We start from the raw sequence: 16,856 nt of genomic DNA, 5'->3' as shown, positions 1-16,856 counted from the left end.
CAAAATCAAAGTGTTTATTCTTTGACTTTCATTACCACCAACACATATTTTTCCTCCTTCAGTTTTTCTTTATTGTTCCTAAAAAAATCATGAATATCGCCTTTTTTTACTGTGACTTTCTTATCATTGAAGGTTTCGACGTAATCGTTATATAACTGCTTAGAATCCAGGGCATAAACGATCTCATTTTCTGAATAAGCCCAAGACCACATTTTAAGCTTCATTCCATCAAAATCATTTTCAAGTTCATTGACATGATAGATAATTTCAAAGTTGTTATCCAAAAACAGGAAATGAGAATTTCTGATGCCTGAAAAAAAGTGTACAAAAATTTTATTCTTGAAGGGAAAGAATGAATTGATAGATTGAACAATTTTATTTTCAATCAAGTAGGTATTTTCCCCATTTGGATCTTTTGTGAATTGAATCCTTCTTTTAGTTTCAAAGTTGTTTTTACCAAAATCAAAATTGAGTTTTTGTTTTAAAAATCCATCTCCATCCATCAACGGTATTTCATAAGTATTCATACTTGTGAGATAAAAGGAATCACGGAAAGGATCATATTGAAATCCTTGAATATTGTTATATCTCAAAAAATCCTCATTTCCTTGTTTTAATGGTACAAAACCATCTACCTCATTCTCTTTGCCCTTCCTTATAATTGTATATTTCTCAGGCCCTTCCCCTTTTTGAAATTGGAAGAGTGAAAAATCCTTCCCTATATAACTTCGATCGGCAATTTCGTCCAATTTTCCTTCCTCAATTAATTCTCCCTCTAAATTGAAAATCAAATACTTTTTCAAATATGTACAATGAATTCTTACCAAATTCCCTTCCAAAAACATGTCATCAATCAACCGGAATTGGCCTGGCCCTTCACCATAATTCCTGATAACATTCTGAAGATTCCCTTTTCTGTCAAAAACAAAAACCGCTGCGGTTTCCCTGCTTTCGACCAAAATCCGATCATTTGCCAATTTCATTTTGAAAAGATTGACAATCGGAAGGCTGTCTGGGTAATCCAAGAGGATATATTCAATGGATTCGAAATGATCTGATATTTTTCCTTTTTGAGCAGCATCCACATCCACTTGTATAATCTTAGCATCCCCTTTGGTTTCTGATTCACAAGAAATCAAGATCGGAATCAGCAGGAAGGTCAATAGGAAAAAAGTGATGGCTTTGTTTTCTTTCATAAAACTAAATTATAAAAATCACCTAAATCCGCAATATAAACTTTCCTGTTTTCTCACTATTTTTTAGTCAGAGGGGAGATTCAAATACCAATTTCTCCATACTGCGACTGCCAACTATCAACTAATTAATCCCCTTCCTCCAATTCAAAAATCAATTCCAATGGCGTCTGAAACACACGCCCTATTTTGAGCGCAAGGACAGTAGACGGAACATACTTTCCCGCTTCAATAGAATTGATCGTCTGCCGGGAGACACCGATCTTATCCGCAAGGTCCTGTTGGGTCATGTCTTTCTTGGCACGTTCTACTTTGACTGTGTTTTTCATATTGCCAAGGTTAAATCAAAGTAAGGGTTTCCTGTTGTCTATACATCACCCATCTGAACCTGATGATAAACACCAACTGAATTGAAAACATATTGAATCCCATGAATTCGAGGTAGCCTACACTGTAAAAAACCAAAGTTCCAAATACTGTAAGCAGTCCATAAACATAAAATGCGATCAACAAACTATCCAGCCTAATCTTCTGAATGTATTCATCCTCTTGTTTTTCTTTGGAAAAGGCAATAAAAAACAAGGACAGGAAAGTTCCGACAATAGATATTTCATTTGTGAAATTTTCGTTTGAGGAATTTAAAATATCTCCCGAACGGAAATTATTCCATGTAAGCCAATTTATTTCGTAATCATAAAATCCATTTAAAACCAATAAAATAGCCAAAGGGAAAAAGAGAATCCATCCTATCATCTGAAATTTATGAGGCAATAATATTTTCGTCAACATGTTCTTAAGGTTTTTAAAGTTCTTTAGATGCTTTCCATTTTTGATATTCAAATGCTGCAAATACATAGCCGTTGAGAAGAAACAAGACCAATGGCGCTGAAAATATTTCTTGTCTAATATCTTCAAAACGAAGGTAATTGACCACCATGATAGCCACCAAGCCGCACATCAACCAAAAAAATCCGGTTTGAAATGCCTGTAACCGAAAGGTCTTGACCATCTCATCCTCTATTTTTTCTTTGGTAAGGTTCAAAAGCGTGAAACCTACCGCCCAACTTCCATAGATAATTTCGGCTGCATTGTCAGGACTCAATCCCACTTGCAACAAAGCCAAGACAATCACGATAACCACCGGCAATGGAAAAAACAGAAACGACAAGGGTCTCCATTTCCTTTCCAACATCGGCACATACAATAAATCATCATTTTTCATATTTGTAAAGATATTTTTACCAAATGTAAAGTTTGTTTTACATATAGTCAAATAAATTTGATAAATTTTTTAAAATTATCCTTTATGCGAATAATTAGACTTAAGGCTTTTTAGTGATCATTTTTATAAATGAATGGAAAACACCAAAAAAATACCCATTCCTATTTACCTTTAGTCTTCAAACCTAAACACCGGAAAAGCCACATGTTGAAAGATATCAGAATCGCAATCATAGGTTGCGGAAATCTCGGAACTTCCATCGCAAATGGCCTGTTGGAACAGGCTGATTTTTTGCCACAAAACCTCCACGTCACAAAAAGAAACCCGGCCAACTTACTTTATCTCCAAGACAAAGGCATCCGCGTTCATTCGGACAATTTGATCGCTGCCAAAGAAGCGGACATCGTTATTCTTGGCGTGAAACCATATAATGTCTCGGCTATTTTAAAAGAAATAAATCCCGTTCTTGATCCCAAGAAACAGATTATCGTGTCTGTCGCGACAGGAATCACTTTGGATGAAATATTTGGAGAAATTGATGCAACAACTGTGGCATTCAGAGCCATGCCCAATATCGCAGCGGATATCCGTGAATCTGTCACCTGCATATGCGGAAGGAATATCACCGAATCGACTGAAGCTCAAGTAAAGGATTTATTCAACAGTGTAGGATTTAGCATCACCATTGACGAAAGTCTAATGGAAGCGGCGACTGTGCTTGGTGCCTGTGGAATTGCTTATGTACTGAGATTTATGAGGGCGATGATTCAGGGAGGAATTCAGATTGGATTTGATGCCAATACCGCTAGCAAAATCGTAAACCAAACGGTAAAGGGAGCGGCAGAATTAATGATCCAAAAAAACATCCATCCCGAAGAAGCCATCGACAAAGTCACTACCCCTAAAGGTTGTACGATCGTCGGGCTGAATGAAATGGAGCACCAGGGTTTTTCAGCAGCAATGGTCAGGGGGGTTTTGGCTTCCTATGAAAAAATTGAAAAGAAATAATACTAAAATTCCCTGCCTCTTATTTTAGAAGCAGGGAATTTGTTTTAAAAGCTGAGCATTCTCCTAGGTTTACTTTTTCAATAATACATCAGCAGGAGGTGCTTTCCTGTTTGCCCTGACATTGGGATGAACGAATGTTTAAAAGAACATCCTCAACTCATAATTATCTTTTGTAACAAAAACATTACTCATGCCATCAGTAATATCATTGATGGTTGACATGTCCTGTTCTTCAAGCCAGTTTTGATCCAGACTTTTGAATATGGTATTTAAGGGTACAAAAGTCATATCATCTTTTTGGATCATCACCGGATTTGTAAATTTTCCTCCTTTGACTGTTGCTTTACCAAGATAGCATTCACTCTTTCCTTGGTGGATGACAGATATGACCACATCATGCTGTCCATCTGTTACAGGGTTGGCGCCTCTTTCGGTGAAGGCAATGTTATAATCTGTATAACAACCCTCTATTCCTTTGGCATGGAAACTGACATCTGTCTGTGCAAATGCATTGTGTAGGGATATTAAAAAGAGAAAAGCTAAGAGTCTGGATTTCATAGAATTTTTTAGGGATAGAGGATTAGAGGATTTAAAAGAATATTTAATAATCAGGCACCTAAATTTGGTAAAAAATTCTAAATTCTTCAGTTTCATCTGCCAAAATTCCCTAATTGCTCAAGAGTTATTCTTCCTTCATAATAAGCTTTCCCGACAATAGCCCCATAAACTCCGATTTTTTGAAGTTCTTCCAAATCCCTTATTCCTGCAACTCCACCACTTGCTATCAGTTTGATACTAGGAATTTCAGCCAAAATATCCAGATACAATTCCACTGAGGGACCCTGTAATAATCCGTCTTTTGCCACGTCAGTGCAGATTACATATTGGATTCCTTTGGCGTGGTAAGATTTGATAAACTCGATCAGGTCCATCGCTGTGGTTTCCTCCCAACCTGAGATTGCTATTTTCCGGTCCTTGGCATCTGCACCCAAAATGATTTTTTCTCCACCAAAGTTTGCCATCCAGGATTCGAACAAAGTAGGATTTTTGACAGCTATGCTTCCACCTGTAACCTGATTTGCACCGGATTCAAATGCCAGATTGATATCAAAATCGGATTGGATACCCCCACCGAAATCCACTTTCAGGGAAGTTCCTTCGGCAATACTTTTCAAGACTTCAAGGTTGACGATTTTCTTCGCCTTTGCACCGTCAAGATCCACCAAATGAAGATGTTCGATTCCGACTCCCTCAAAACGCTTTGCCATCTCCAAAGGACTGTCATGGTACTCTTTTTTTTGGCTGTAATCTCCTTGGGTTAACCGGACGCATTTGCCGCCGATGATGTCTATGGCTGGGATGATTTTCATGGGGAAGTTGGGAAGTGGGAAGTGGGAAGTAAGTTTTCAGTAGCCAGTTTTCAGTCGCAGCGGTGATGTTGTTTTAGTCGAGGAAAGAATAATGGAAATAGTATTTCACAAATTCGGATATATAGGTTTACAGAATTTTCTAATTTTTAAATTTTCAAATTTTTCAATCTTGCAATTTTTCAATCTTGCAATTTTTCAATTTTCAAATCCTCAAGAAATTCTCCAAGATCCTTTCCCCTACTTTACCGCTTTTCTCGGGGTGGGCTTGCATGGCGTAGAAATTATCCTTGTGCATCAATCCCGCAAAATCAAGCACATAGTGGGTTTTGGCAATGGTAAAATCGCTCAATTCGCAGTAATAGCTGTGGACATAATAGACAAAAGATTCGTCATTCAAACCCTCCAACAATGGGGTTTTCAAATCAAAAAGGTTGTTCCAGCCAACATGAGGAACTTTGAAGTCTACGTAGCTTTCGGGGATAAACTTTTTGACTTTAACGGGAAATACTCCCAAACAAGGCGTGTCATTTTCTTCTGAATAATCACAAAGCAACTGCTGTCCAAGACAAACGCCAAAGAATGGTTGGGTAAGGTTTGGAATAAGTTTGTCCAACTGCTTTTCCTTTAGGTAGCGCATGGCAGTACTCGCCTCTCCCTGTCCTGGAAAAATCACTTTGTCAGCTTTGGCTATTTCTTCCAAATTATCGGTAAGAACAGCCTCCGCCCCTAACCGCTCCAAAGCATAAAGGACGGACTGCACATTACCTGCATTGTACTTGATGACTGCTACTTTCATGTTGAGATGTGAGACATAAGATTTGAGATGTGAGACATCCCTAAACTGAGCCTAAATTTTAATTTTATTAGATTTATATTCTTGAGGAAAACACCAAAGAATTTACTCTGCGTTTAAAGTGACAAGGACTGGTTTTTTTCATTGATAGGCGAATTCTTAACTTCCACCGAATCAATTCCTAGTACCTTCCACCTCTTACCATTTTACTTATTTCGTCGTACTTTTCACTTCTTTCCAAAATTCAGAATTCATCATTCTTAATTTTTATTCATTTCTTCTGACACCATTTCCTCTAAGACTTCTTCAATCTCAGGCAATGATTCGAACAACTGCTCATAGCTTTCAATGATAAAGTATTTGTCCTGGAATTTGTCCTTCCAATAAGGGGTGTTCAAAATCTTTTTGACATCATACTCATAGTGGGCGGGTTCATCGGATAGGCTGTATTTGGTTTCTCCTGCGGAACTCAGGATTCCTGCCCCATAGATTTTGATTTGGCCTACTTCGCGGATCAATCCAAACTCAATCGTAAACCAATAGATCCTCGATAGCAATTCGATCGCCCATTTGTTATCGATATGCTTGAGTGCCAATCCGCTGAGATTTTCAAGAAAATCCACATATGGTTGGTTGGTCAACATCGGCATGTGGGCAAAGGCATCATGAAACATGTCAGGCTCTTCGAGGTAATCCAACTGCTCCATTTTTCTCAACCATGTAGAAGAACAAAATCTTTTGTTGTTCATCAGGCCAAAGAAAAGGTCATCGTCAATCAAACCAGGAACCACTTGGATTTGCCAGCCTGTGGTGTTGGCCAGTCTCCTGTTGACGTCTTCAAAATCCGCAATCTTGTCTGCAGTGAAGTTGATTTCTTTGATTCCTTCCAAATAGGCTTCCGAAGCCGCTTTGGGAAGATTGACAATCTGTCTTTCGAAAAGAATCCGCCATACTTCAAAATCCTCCTTTCTGTAAGCAGCATAATCCTGCTCCAACTTTTGTAATCTCGGGTCTGAAAAGACCCAGTCTTTGGGTTTATTCATTATTCTATATTTGGGTTGTATATTCTTTTTGTAAGATAATCCGCAATTCTGAAATCCAATAATTGCCCATAGCTTTCAGTCAATAGTCCATAGGAACCTATTTCGAACTTCAAACAATTCACTATTCAATCTAACTTGATTCCTTTTCAAAATTAACAAAACCTGTAACCTTACCCAAAAGCAGAATGATGGCCAATTAAATTAAAGTGAAGGATTTGCGCATAGCAAAAGTCTTCCTGATCCAATCCGCCAACAAGGCACTTTGTGCAAAATCCAAGGTTTGCTGCCCATCTGAATAGGCTTTTTCAGGAATCTCGTGTGTTTCATAAATGATCCCGTCTGCTCCTGCCATCACACCTGCAAGTGCCATTTGGGGTACATATTCCCTGATCCCAATCCCGTGCGAAGGATCCACTATCACAGGTAAATGAGATTTTGCCTTCAAGATCGGAACTGCATTCAGGTCCAATGTATTTCGGCTTGCCCTTTCGTAGGTACGGATTCCTCTTTCGCAGAGAATCAATTTCTCATTTCCTCCCGAAAAAACATACTCCGCAGATTGGAGCAATTCCTCGATGGTACCGGAAATACCTCTTTTGATCATTACGGCTTTGTCCACTTTTCCCAATTCATCCAATAGATTGAAGTTTTGGGTATTTCTCGCCCCTACCTGATACACATCCACATAAGGGTACATTTCCTCGATCTGTGAAACCTGCATGACTTCGGTGACGATTTTGATACAGGCTTCTTTGGCCAAACCAAACCATAATTTCAAACCGTCAATTCCCAATCCCCGAAAGGCATAAGGACTTGATCGTGGTTTGAAGACACCGCCACGCATCATGGTGATGCCGGTGGCCTTGAGGTGGTTGATGATTTTGACAATTTGGTCCTCAGACTCAATAGAACAAGGTCCTGCCATGATCGCCATATCGCCATCTTTGATGAAAATGCCATCGCCAAGGTCAATCGAAGTCGGTTTAACTTTCCACTTTTTGGAGACAAGTTTGTACTCGTCCGAAACGATATGAATGTCTTTGATACCCTCCTGCTGACCGATTTTGCGGATGTCAAAATCATTCTTACCGATCCCGATCAGGTAATCTCCCAATTGGGTTTTGACTTCTGTGATCTTATAGCCGATCTGACTGATCTCGTTGATCAGTTTGTCTTTTTGCAAATCTGTAATTTCTTCTTTTAACTGGACAATCATAATTTCAATGGATTACGGACTGTATGTAAGATTCAATGTCAGATTTTAGGTCCTGACTTTCTTTGATTTTTTTGATAAAAGCACTGCCAATGATGGCTCCGTTTCCATATTTGGAGGCGGTGGTGAAAGTTTCTGATTCGGAAATCCCAAACCCGATCAATCTCGGATTTTTAAGGTTCATGGCCTCCAATCTTTGGAAATAGGCAATCTGTTCTTCTGAAATCCCTGTCCTTGCGCCGGTAATGCTATGCGCAGAAACCATGTAAATGAACCCATTGGAGTGGGTATCAATTTCCCGGATTCTCTTTTCACTTGTTTGCGGAGAAATCAAAAAGGTATTGCGAAGGTCATACCTGTCAAAGATTTCCTTGAATTCATCTAAGTATTGCTGCATGGGCAGATCAGGGAGAATCAGCCCATCTACGCCGATTTCCTGACATTTTTTACAAAAAGCCTCCATCCCGTATTGGATGATCGGGTTCAAATATCCCATCAAGACCACCGGCAAAGAAACAGTTTGTCGCATGTCCTGCAATTGCTCAAAAAGCTTTTTTAGGCTCATGCCATTGTCCAAGGCAATCTGATTGCTGTCCTGAATGGTAGGGCCATCTGCGATCGGATCAGAATAGGGAACTCCAACTTCGATAATGTCAGCACCGGCCGACTCAATGGCTTGCATGATAAGAAGCGTATCCTCGAGTTTTGGAAAACCTGCAGTAAAATATATAGAGAGCACCCGCTCTTTTTTGGTTTGAAATAATTTATCTATCCGATTCATAGTTAAGACGTGAGACGTGAGACAAAAGACATGAGATTGGTTTTTGTTAAAAGTTGGAAATTAAGTGAAAAGGACAAAGGATTGAGAAGAGGGTTTAAAAACTTCTGTCTTCTGTCTTCCGACTTCTGTCTTCTTCGTACTTCACACTTCCTCCTTCATCCTTCCTAATATCCTCCCCATTTGATATACGTATCCAAATCCTTGTCTCCTCTTCCTGATAGATTAATTACAATGATGTCATCTTTGCTGTATTCTATCAGGTTCAAAGCATGGATCGCATGTGCAGTTTCGATCGCGGGAATGATTCCTTCAGTACGGCTGAGTTCGATTCCGGCCTTCATGGCATCCTCATCCTCCACAGCCACAAATTCCGCTCTTCCAATATCGAACAGGTGCGCATGAACTGGTCCGATTCCGGGGTAATCCAATCCTGCTGAAATAGAATGGGGTTCTACCACCTGCCCATCTTCTGTCTGCATCAACAAAGTCTTGCTGCCATGCAGGATTCCTGAAGTTCCCAAAACAGTCGTAGCAGCAGATTTTCCTGATGTCACTCCCAAACCTGCGGCCTCTGCAGCCACCAATCTTACTTGGGGAACATTATAATAATGGAAAAAAGCTCCCGCAGCATTACTACCTCCACCCACGCATGCGATGACCACATCAGGATTTTCGGTTCCCTCTTTTTCTTTGAGCTGCCATTTAATTTCCTCGGATATAACAGATTGGAACCTTGCCACCATTTCAGGGTATGGATGTGGACCGACTACCGAACCGATGATATAATGTGTATCGACAGGATTATTGATCCATTGGCGCATCGCTTCATTGGTAGCATCCTTGAGGGTTTGGCTACCGGAAGTCGCAGGAACAACCTTAGCACCAAGGATTTTCATTCGCTCGACATTGGGCCGCTGTCTTTGGATATCCACTGCACCCATATAGATCGTACAGTCCATCCCCATCAACGCACAGACTGTAGCTGTAGCGACTCCATGTTGTCCGGCACCGGTTTCTGCAATGATGCGCTTCTTTCCAAGTTTTTTGGCCATGATAATCTGACCCACTGTATTGTTCACTTTATGTGCACCGGTGTGGCAAAGGTCTTCTCTTTTGAGATAGATTTTGGCGCCATACTTCTCGGAAAGCCTAGAGGCAAAATACAATGGAGTCGGTCTTCCGACAAAGTCTTTGAGCAAGCCTCTGAATTCCTTTTGAAATTCCGGTGTGGCCATAATTTGCTCATAGTTTTCTCTGAGTTCCTCAATATTGGGATGGAGCATCTCCGGGATATACGCCCCGCCGAATTTTCCATAAAAGCCTTTTTCGTCGATTTTGATCATTTTTTGTTCAGATTTTAGACACAAGACACAAGATTCAAGACAATCCAAGCTTGCGATTCATTTTAAAATTTTAATGACTTTTTGAATTCAGAGACCAAGTCGATGTCCTTTAGTCCTGGTTCGATTTCAAATTTGGAGTTGATATCTAAACCCTGCAATTGGGGAACTTTGGACTTCATATCCCCAATGGCATCCAGGTGTCCTAAGGTTAAACCACCGCTGAGCAAAAAGGGTTTGTCGAATGGGTAATCTAGGAGGATTTGCCAGTTAAAGGTTTTGCCGCTGCCACCGTAGGTATGGGTGAAGGTATCGAAGAGGAAATAATCCACATGTGGAAGATAACCCTCCAAATGCTTCCAATCGATATTTTTGTCAATGGAGAATACCTTGAAAACCTCTAAACCGGTTTTTTCCTTGATTTCTCTTACTTCCTCGACACTTTCATTTCCGTGAAGCTGGATTGTAGAAAGCCCAAACTTTTGAATTTTCTCAGCAATATCTGTAAGAGACGCATCAACAAATACGCCTACTTTCCTGATCTTTGTATCTCTGATCCAATCTGCTTGGATATCGTCCACAAACCTTGGGGAAGCCGGGTAGAAAATCAACCCCATCCAATCCGGTTGGACTTGGTCCAACAGATTTCGGACGTTGGCGGATTCTCGCATGCCACAGACTTTTAGCTTCATTTTATTGAGAAATTGCTTGATTTTCTACCAATAATCTTCTGTATTCATGCATAAAATTATATGCAGCCTGCTCAGGACGCGCGGATTTCATAAAATTTTCCCCGATAAGAAATCCATCAAATCCTGCATTTTTCAGTGATATCAAGGTCTCGGGCCGGGAAATGCCCGATTCTGAGATTTTGATAAATTCTGCGGGAATCCTATCCACAAGACCAAAGGATGTTTCCAAAGAAACTTCGAAAGTCTTCAGGCTTCGGTTGTTGACTCCGATCAGATCCAAATGCTCGTTGATTGAAGCATCCAATTCCTCAATATCATGAACTTCCATCAACACTTCCAATCCCAAAGAATGCGCAAAAACCGCCAATTCCTTAAGCCTTTTTGACTCCAATGCCGCTGCAATCAACAAGATGCAATCTGCTCCAATTGACTTGGCTTCGATGATTTGGTATTCATCGATGATAAAATCCTTCCGAAGGATGGGACAGAAATTGAATTTCCTGGCTGTGGTCAAATCCTCATTTTTTCCGCCAAAAAACTCTTTGTCGGTCAAAATTGACAATGCAGAAGCACCTGCCTGCATATAACCAATACTGACTGTCTCCACCGAGGCATTGGTATTGATGGCTCCTTTGGAAGGGGATTTCCTTTTGAATTCTGCGATGATGCCTGTTTTGTCTTCGTGCTTGATATACTTTTTCATCGACACGACATTGCTGTCAAAGTAGACACTTTGTTCAAGCAACTTTACAGGTACCAAACTGCTTTTTTCAGCAACTTCTAATTTTTTGTGGGCAATTATTTTATCTAAAATATTCATCATGATCAGTTTGAAAATGAAACAGTTGTTTTTGGATTGACCAAGGCATTGAAAACTTTCAGCGCACTACCTCCATAAAGGGAATCCTTTGCTTTTTCCAAAGCAGATTCAAATCCCAATTCAGGATCTGCCGTTACCAGCGCCGCAGCGGCATTGGCCAGGACAACAGAATTTTGTGGAACTGTACCTTTTCCTTTCAATATATTGTCAAATATTCTGGCGGACTCTTCGACGGTTTCTCCCCCCAAGATGGAATCTGGAGAGATTTTGGGCAAACCAATGCTCTCCGGACTGAGGAGTTTTTCTCCCGAATTGGAAATCATTTTGAAATCCCCAGTGAGGGAAATCTCATCATAGCCGTCCAAGGCATGCAAAATACTGAAGTTGCCATCGTGCTCCTGATAGAGGTAGGCATAGAGTCTCGCCAACTCAAGACTGAAAACCCCTACCAATTGTTTTTTAGGGAAACTTGGATTGACCATCGGACCCAACATATTGAAAAATGTTTTTACCCCCAATTCTTTTCTGATTGAACCGACATTTTTCATGGCAGGGTGGAAAAGCGGCGCATGCAAAAAACAGATTCCTGCTTCATCAAGGCTCTTTCTGATCTTGCCGATGTCATTGGTAAACTCATATCCAAAGTGCGCCAAAAGGTTTGAAGAACCACAGATCGAAGACACTCCGGTGTTTCCATGTTTGGCTACATTTTGTCCTGCACCTGCTACGATAAAGGAGGCAAGGGTAGAGATATTGAAAGTATCCTTTCCGTCACCGCCTGTGCCGCAAAGGTCCATGGCATCGTATTCGGATATCTCCACCGGAATGCACAACTCCAACATCGCTTCTCTAAATCCTCCCAATTCCTCTACAGTAATGCTTCTCATCAGGTACACTGTCAGAAAAGCCGCGATCTGACTGGAGTTGTATGAACCTGATGTGATTTTTTTCAAAACTTCCTTTGCCTGGTCTTTCGAAAGGCTCCGGTGTTCTATCAGGTGGTTGAGTATGTCTTTCATGGATGTTGGTTAATGGTTTATAGGTTATTTGGTTAATTGGTGAAGCGGTTTTAGTTGTTGTATTGGTTGTAGTTGTTGTAGTTGTTGTAATGGTTGTAGTTGTTGTCAGGTTAATGGTTATTGGTTAATGGTTATCTGGCTGGGTCTAATTTTTGGACACTTCGTACTTGGTACTTGGTACTTCCTACTTCCCGACTTCCAAACTTCCAAACTTCCATCCTTCCCACCTCCCTCAGCTTTCCAGCCAATTTTTCATCATGGCTACGCCATGTTCTGTCAACACAGATTCAGGATGGAACTGGAGACCGCGGACTTTAAATTCTTTGTGTCTAACACCCATAATTTGACCATCGGGTGTTCTGGCGGTGACTTCCAAATCAGGGGAGAGTGTCTGTTCATTGATCACCCAAGAATGATATCGGCCTATTTTGAATTTTTCGGGAAGCCCTTTGAAAATCAGATCATCTGTGACTTTCACTTCAGAAGCAAGTCCGTGAACCACCTCCGAAAGGTTGATCAAAGTCCCTCCAAATGCCTCTCCGATCGCTTGATGTCCAAGACAGATTCCGAGGATATCCTTGGTAGCGGAATATGTTCTCAGCAATTCCGGCATTATCCCCGCTTCAGCAGGAACTCCCGGGCCGGGTGAAAGGAGTATTTTATCATAATTGGAGACTTCTTCAAGACTGATTTTATCATTCCGGAAAATATCCATCTGTGGACCATAGCCCAAAGCTCTGATGATGTACACCAGGTTATATGTAAATGAATCGTAATTATCGAGGACGAGGATTTTCATTTTTTTGATTGGAAAATTGAAAGATTGAAAAATTAGAAAATTTAAATTCCGTTTATTCTAAGCTTTCCTTGGTTAAATTTCAACTTTTTGGATTTTGATCTTTTACTTGTTTTGGATCTTTGTTCTTTTCAAAATCGCTCAGGTATTTGATAAACCCCTTAATCTCTTTGGACAATTCTACTAATTGAGGATAGAGTTTGTCATAGTCTTCTTTTGTTATCCTTTTTGTGAGCATCAGGACATAAGCTTCACTTCTCACCTCTCCTGCTGAACCTTTGGCATAAGTCAAATATTTCATAAAAGCACGGTTACTGTTATATTCAAATCCTTCAGCAATATTGTTTGAAATGGATAGTGCTGCAGCTATAATTTGACTTCTTGACCGATAATCAGAGGCTAAAATTCCTTTATCTGCCAATTCATATACTTGGACAGCGATTTCAACCCCCTTTTTCCAAATCCCCAGATCTTCAAACCTTTCTATTTTACCCATATCTAATGTTTTATTTAAAGATCATTGAATCAGTCTTTAGTATATGAATTTTACAATTTTTCAATTTTGTAATTTTCCAATCTTCCAATTTTTCAATACCCTAGATCCCCTCCGCTGCTTTCAGCGCCACCCTGAGTGCTTCGAGTTTGTTGGCGACTTCCTGAAGTTCAGAAGGAATGGAAGATTTGGCTACGACTCCGGCACCGGCTTGGAACCGCAGTCTGTTGTTTTGGGAGACAAATGACCGGATCAAAATGGCATGGTTGAAGTCACCGTTGAATCCTAGGAATCCGATAGCGCCTCCATAGAATTTTCGGGAAGTATTTTCGAGTTGGTCAATGAGCTCCATCGCTCGGTACTTAGGAGCACCGGACAGTGTGCCTGCAGGGAATGTATCGGCCACCAACTGCAGTGGGTTTGTGCCTTCGGGAAGGATACCGGTCACTTTGGACACCAAATGGATTACGTGGGAATAGTATTGGATTTCTTTAAAAACCTCTACTTCCACTTTTTCGGAGGACCGGCTGAGGTCATTTCTCGCAAGGTCTACCAACATGACATGTTCGGAGTTTTCCTTTGGATCGTCATAAAGTTTCCTTGCCAAGTCTGCGTCAGCCATGTCATTTCCTGTCCGCTTGAAAGTTCCGGCAATAGGATAAATCGTGGCTTTGTTGTTTTTGACCACAATCTGTGCCTCGGGTGAACTCCCAAAAACCTTATAGGATCCATAGTCAAAATAGAAGAGGTAAGGCGAAGGATTGACCGAACGGAGTGCACGGTAGACATTGAACTCATCTCCTTTGAATTGGGTGGAGAAGTTCCTCGAAAGCACAATTTGGAAAACATCGCCACGGAAGCAATGCTCCTGACCCTTTTTGAGGATATCCAAAAATTCCGAATCGGTATAGTTGGAAGACTCCTCTCCTACCAATTTGAAAGAATAAGAAGGAAGGTTTTTATTGTTGAGAAGGGTTTCCAAAAGCGGAAGCTGCACTTCTGTTTCGATTCCCTCCACCTGATGTTCAAAGAGATGCATCTCATTTTTGAAATGGTCGACTACGATCACATTTTGGTACACCGCATAATGTAGCATCGGACTCGAATCCGGAGAGGAATTTTCCAGCTTGATATCTTCAAAATAAGCCAAAGTATCATACTGCATATACCCAAAAAGGCCATTGCTGATGAATTTGTGCTTCCCGTTGTCATCCTGAAATCTCCCCGAGAACTTTCTCAATGCATCAACAAGGTTCAATTCAGGCCCAACAGGATAGGAAATGGACTCGCCAAAAGGAAGTCTTTCTTTTACCAACCCTCCATTAAATGAGAATGAAGCAATCGGATTGAAACAGATATAGGAGAAACTGTCCTCTTGCCCATGGTAATCAGAACTCTCCAACAAAATGGGATTGGCAAACCTGTCCCTAATCTGAAGGTAAATGCTGACTGGCGTGATGGTATCAGCCAAGCGCTTTTTATGATGGGTAATGATTTTGAACTTTTCCATATCAATAGGTTTAAGAAATAAAAAAGGGCTTACTGGAAAAACCAGTAAGCCCTTTCGATATGTTATAGAAACACAAAATTCAGGCAACAACAACTGGTTCTTCTATTTTAGAAGTCCAATGCCACCACCAATATGTGTTTTGAGTTGTTTTCATTTTTTTCAGTGGGACAAAGTTAAAAATGCATTTTGCTTATCAAAAAGATATTGAATAAAATTATGGGTAATTTTGAATAAAAAATTGACGCTATGGGTACGATGCCAAAATATTTCAAAAGGGTGTTTGACGATTACCAGGTTTTGGTCAAGGTCAATCCTGAGGATTGGACTGGGACTGAACTGATTATCCATCCCGACGGGAAAGTGGAAAAAACCGAAATGGAGTTTGATGATGAAATCATGGAAGACCTCGCTGTGGATGAATTTGTAGCCGGCAATGCCTTGGAATTCAACCTTTATCTTGCCAAATCATAACCGGTTTTATTATTACAAAAAAGAAAAACCGGTTTCAATCTTTAAAAATGGCTCTTCTTCACCATCCAACACCACCCCATATCTGGACAGGTCGTCCATCTGAATCCATTCAATATTGGCATCAGGCTGTGACCTGTGTGGATAATCTGCATATCGATCAACCTGCAAATGGAAAAGGGGTTGCAATCCTAGGTTATGCAGGAGACGAAGGAGTCCGTAGAAATCTTGGGAGAACGGGTGCAGCCAAAGGCCCGGAAGCTATCAGGAAAATGATGGGCCCGATGGCCTTTCACCTGCCTGAGGATGTTGGGATTTATGATATGGGGGATATTATCACAGAAGGTGAAGACATGGAATCGAGTCATTCGCTTATCTCCAAAACCGTAACCGAATTACTCCAAAACAACTATTTCCCTGTTTTATTGGGCGGTGGACACGACCTTGCTTTTGCCCATGGTCGCGGGATACTGGAGTATTTGATTCCCAAAAGCGAAAAATTAGGCATCATCAATCTGGACGCCCATTTTGACCTCAGGGAATTGAACAGCGGCAAAGGACATTCGGGGTCACCATTTTTTCAGTTGGCCAATGATTACCAAAGCAACTTCCATTACCTATGCCTTGGTATCCAACAATCATCCAATCCAAAAGTACTTTTTGAAACTGCCTTAAAACACAAAGTCCGATGGTTGGAAATGGAGGAATTCACTTTGGCCAATTGGGAAACCATTGCACAAACTTTGGATGATTTTTGTCTTCAAGTCAATAAAATATACCTCAGTGTAGACCTTGATGGTTTTTCATCAGCATATGCTCCCGGGGTGAGTGCGCCTTCTCCTTTGGGATTTTCACCTGAGTTGGCTTTCAGGATATTCCATTATTTGGCCAAAACAGGTAAGCTGATAAGCATGGACATTGTTGAACTAAATCCGGTTTTTGATAACGACAATATTACCGCAAGACTTTCCTCCAAATGCATTGAAAATATTGTAAGGAAGCTTTTTTGACTTGCATTTTTTGAGCATAATCAGTTGGTTATGTGACTATTATCATGTGATTTTTATTTGGATGATATTAACTTAGCGTCGTTAA

At 40.6% G+C, this 16,856-nt stretch carries 20 protein-coding genes; 3 read left to right on the top strand and 17 right to left on the bottom strand.

Annotated elements, in window-relative coordinates; all coding sequences use genetic code 11:
- Positions 1 to 14: 14 nt before the first annotated feature.
- The 4 genes from NU887_RS03335 to NU887_RS03320 form a co-directional block, all read right to left on the bottom strand.
- A complete protein-coding gene (locus NU887_RS03335; protein ID WP_258421927.1) occupies positions 15 to 1,196 on the bottom strand; it encodes a 6-bladed beta-propeller in 1,182 nt (393 codons plus the stop codon).
- 125 nt (positions 1,197 to 1,321) lie between these two features.
- The gene (locus NU887_RS03330; protein WP_113924503.1) at positions 1,322 to 1,522 is read right to left on the bottom strand and encodes a helix-turn-helix transcriptional regulator; all 201 of its coding nucleotides are present in this window, start codon (positions 1,520 to 1,522) and stop codon (positions 1,322 to 1,324) included.
- A 10-nt stretch (positions 1,523 to 1,532) separates the two neighbouring features.
- On the bottom strand, positions 1,533 to 1,982 hold the full coding sequence (locus tag NU887_RS03325) for a hypothetical protein (RefSeq protein WP_258421926.1): 450 nt from the start codon (positions 1,980 to 1,982) through the stop codon (positions 1,533 to 1,535).
- Between the two features lie 13 nt (positions 1,983 to 1,995).
- Positions 1,996 to 2,415, bottom strand: a complete 420-nt coding sequence (locus NU887_RS03320; RefSeq protein WP_258421925.1) for a hypothetical protein — start codon at positions 2,413 to 2,415, stop codon at positions 1,996 to 1,998.
- Between the two features lie 204 nt (positions 2,416 to 2,619).
- On the opposite strand from NU887_RS03320, the gene proC reads away from it, so the two are divergent.
- Complete coding sequence (gene proC / locus NU887_RS03315) at positions 2,620 to 3,423, top strand: pyrroline-5-carboxylate reductase (RefSeq protein ID WP_258421924.1); 804 nt, start codon at positions 2,620 to 2,622, stop codon at positions 3,421 to 3,423.
- A 138-nt stretch (positions 3,424 to 3,561) separates the two neighbouring features.
- Here the strand turns inward: proC and NU887_RS03310 are convergent, their stop codons facing one another.
- From NU887_RS03310 to NU887_RS03250, 13 genes are all read right to left on the bottom strand, one after another.
- Positions 3,562 to 3,981: a hypothetical protein gene (locus NU887_RS03310; protein WP_258421923.1), complete on the bottom strand. Its 420-nt coding sequence runs from the start codon at positions 3,979 to 3,981 to the stop codon at positions 3,562 to 3,564.
- 92 nt (positions 3,982 to 4,073) lie between these two features.
- Positions 4,074 to 4,793, bottom strand: coding sequence for a 1-(5-phosphoribosyl)-5-[(5-phosphoribosylamino)methylideneamino]imidazole-4-carboxamide isomerase (gene hisA / locus NU887_RS03305; protein ID WP_258421922.1), 720 nt, complete (start codon positions 4,791 to 4,793; stop codon positions 4,074 to 4,076).
- A gap of 202 nt (positions 4,794 to 4,995) precedes the next feature.
- Positions 4,996 to 5,589 (bottom strand): imidazole glycerol phosphate synthase subunit HisH, encoded by a 594-nt coding sequence (hisH, locus tag NU887_RS03300; protein ID WP_338080961.1) that lies wholly within the window; start codon positions 5,587 to 5,589, stop codon positions 4,996 to 4,998.
- A 257-nt stretch (positions 5,590 to 5,846) separates the two neighbouring features.
- Complete coding sequence (locus NU887_RS03295) at positions 5,847 to 6,629, bottom strand: phenylalanine 4-monooxygenase (protein ID WP_275982328.1); 783 nt, start codon at positions 6,627 to 6,629, stop codon at positions 5,847 to 5,849.
- A 196-nt stretch (positions 6,630 to 6,825) separates the two neighbouring features.
- On the bottom strand, positions 6,826 to 7,845 hold the full coding sequence (aroF, locus tag NU887_RS03290; protein WP_258421921.1) for a 3-deoxy-7-phosphoheptulonate synthase: 1,020 nt from the start codon (positions 7,843 to 7,845) through the stop codon (positions 6,826 to 6,828).
- 4 nt (positions 7,846 to 7,849) lie between these two features.
- The gene (trpA, locus tag NU887_RS03285; RefSeq protein WP_258421920.1) at positions 7,850 to 8,623 is read right to left on the bottom strand and encodes a tryptophan synthase subunit alpha; all 774 of its coding nucleotides are present in this window, start codon (positions 8,621 to 8,623) and stop codon (positions 7,850 to 7,852) included.
- Between the two features lie 164 nt (positions 8,624 to 8,787).
- A complete protein-coding gene (trpB, locus tag NU887_RS03280; RefSeq protein ID WP_258421919.1) occupies positions 8,788 to 9,966 on the bottom strand; it encodes a tryptophan synthase subunit beta in 1,179 nt (392 codons plus the stop codon).
- A gap of 62 nt (positions 9,967 to 10,028) precedes the next feature.
- Positions 10,029 to 10,655, bottom strand: a complete 627-nt coding sequence (locus NU887_RS03275) for a phosphoribosylanthranilate isomerase (protein ID WP_258421918.1) — start codon at positions 10,653 to 10,655, stop codon at positions 10,029 to 10,031.
- 1 nt (position 10,656) lies between these two features.
- A complete protein-coding gene (gene trpC, locus NU887_RS03270; protein WP_258422049.1) occupies positions 10,657 to 11,475 on the bottom strand; it encodes an indole-3-glycerol phosphate synthase TrpC in 819 nt (272 codons plus the stop codon).
- Between the two features lie 5 nt (positions 11,476 to 11,480).
- Complete coding sequence (gene trpD, locus NU887_RS03265) at positions 11,481 to 12,494, bottom strand: anthranilate phosphoribosyltransferase (RefSeq protein ID WP_258421917.1); 1,014 nt, start codon at positions 12,492 to 12,494, stop codon at positions 11,481 to 11,483.
- 232 nt (positions 12,495 to 12,726) lie between these two features.
- Entirely contained in the window at positions 12,727 to 13,293 is a 567-nt protein-coding gene (locus NU887_RS03260) for an anthranilate synthase component II (protein ID WP_258421916.1), read from the bottom strand.
- A 79-nt stretch (positions 13,294 to 13,372) separates the two neighbouring features.
- The gene (locus NU887_RS03255; protein WP_258421915.1) at positions 13,373 to 13,786 is read right to left on the bottom strand and encodes a four helix bundle protein; all 414 of its coding nucleotides are present in this window, start codon (positions 13,784 to 13,786) and stop codon (positions 13,373 to 13,375) included.
- A 100-nt stretch (positions 13,787 to 13,886) separates the two neighbouring features.
- Positions 13,887 to 15,293 (bottom strand): anthranilate synthase component I family protein, encoded by a 1,407-nt coding sequence (locus NU887_RS03250; RefSeq protein ID WP_258421914.1) that lies wholly within the window; start codon positions 15,291 to 15,293, stop codon positions 13,887 to 13,889.
- Between the two features lie 246 nt (positions 15,294 to 15,539).
- On the opposite strand from NU887_RS03250, the gene NU887_RS03245 reads away from it, so the two are divergent.
- Together NU887_RS03245 and hutG are read left to right on the top strand one after the other, a co-directional pair.
- Positions 15,540 to 15,764 (top strand): hypothetical protein, encoded by a 225-nt coding sequence (locus NU887_RS03245; RefSeq protein ID WP_113924491.1) that lies wholly within the window; start codon positions 15,540 to 15,542, stop codon positions 15,762 to 15,764.
- A 47-nt stretch (positions 15,765 to 15,811) separates the two neighbouring features.
- Entirely contained in the window at positions 15,812 to 16,771 is a 960-nt protein-coding gene (gene hutG, locus NU887_RS03240) for a formimidoylglutamase (RefSeq protein WP_258421913.1), read from the top strand.
- The last annotated feature ends 85 nt before the right edge of the window (positions 16,772 to 16,856 follow it).

The sequence above is a fragment of the Aquiflexum gelatinilyticum genome (assembly GCF_024741135.1).
GTDB classification, from domain to species: Bacteria; Bacteroidota; Bacteroidia; order Cytophagales; family Cyclobacteriaceae; genus Cognataquiflexum; species Cognataquiflexum gelatinilyticum.
Note: the sequence above shows the minus strand (reverse complement) of the source record. Positions and strands in the feature narration are given on the sequence as shown.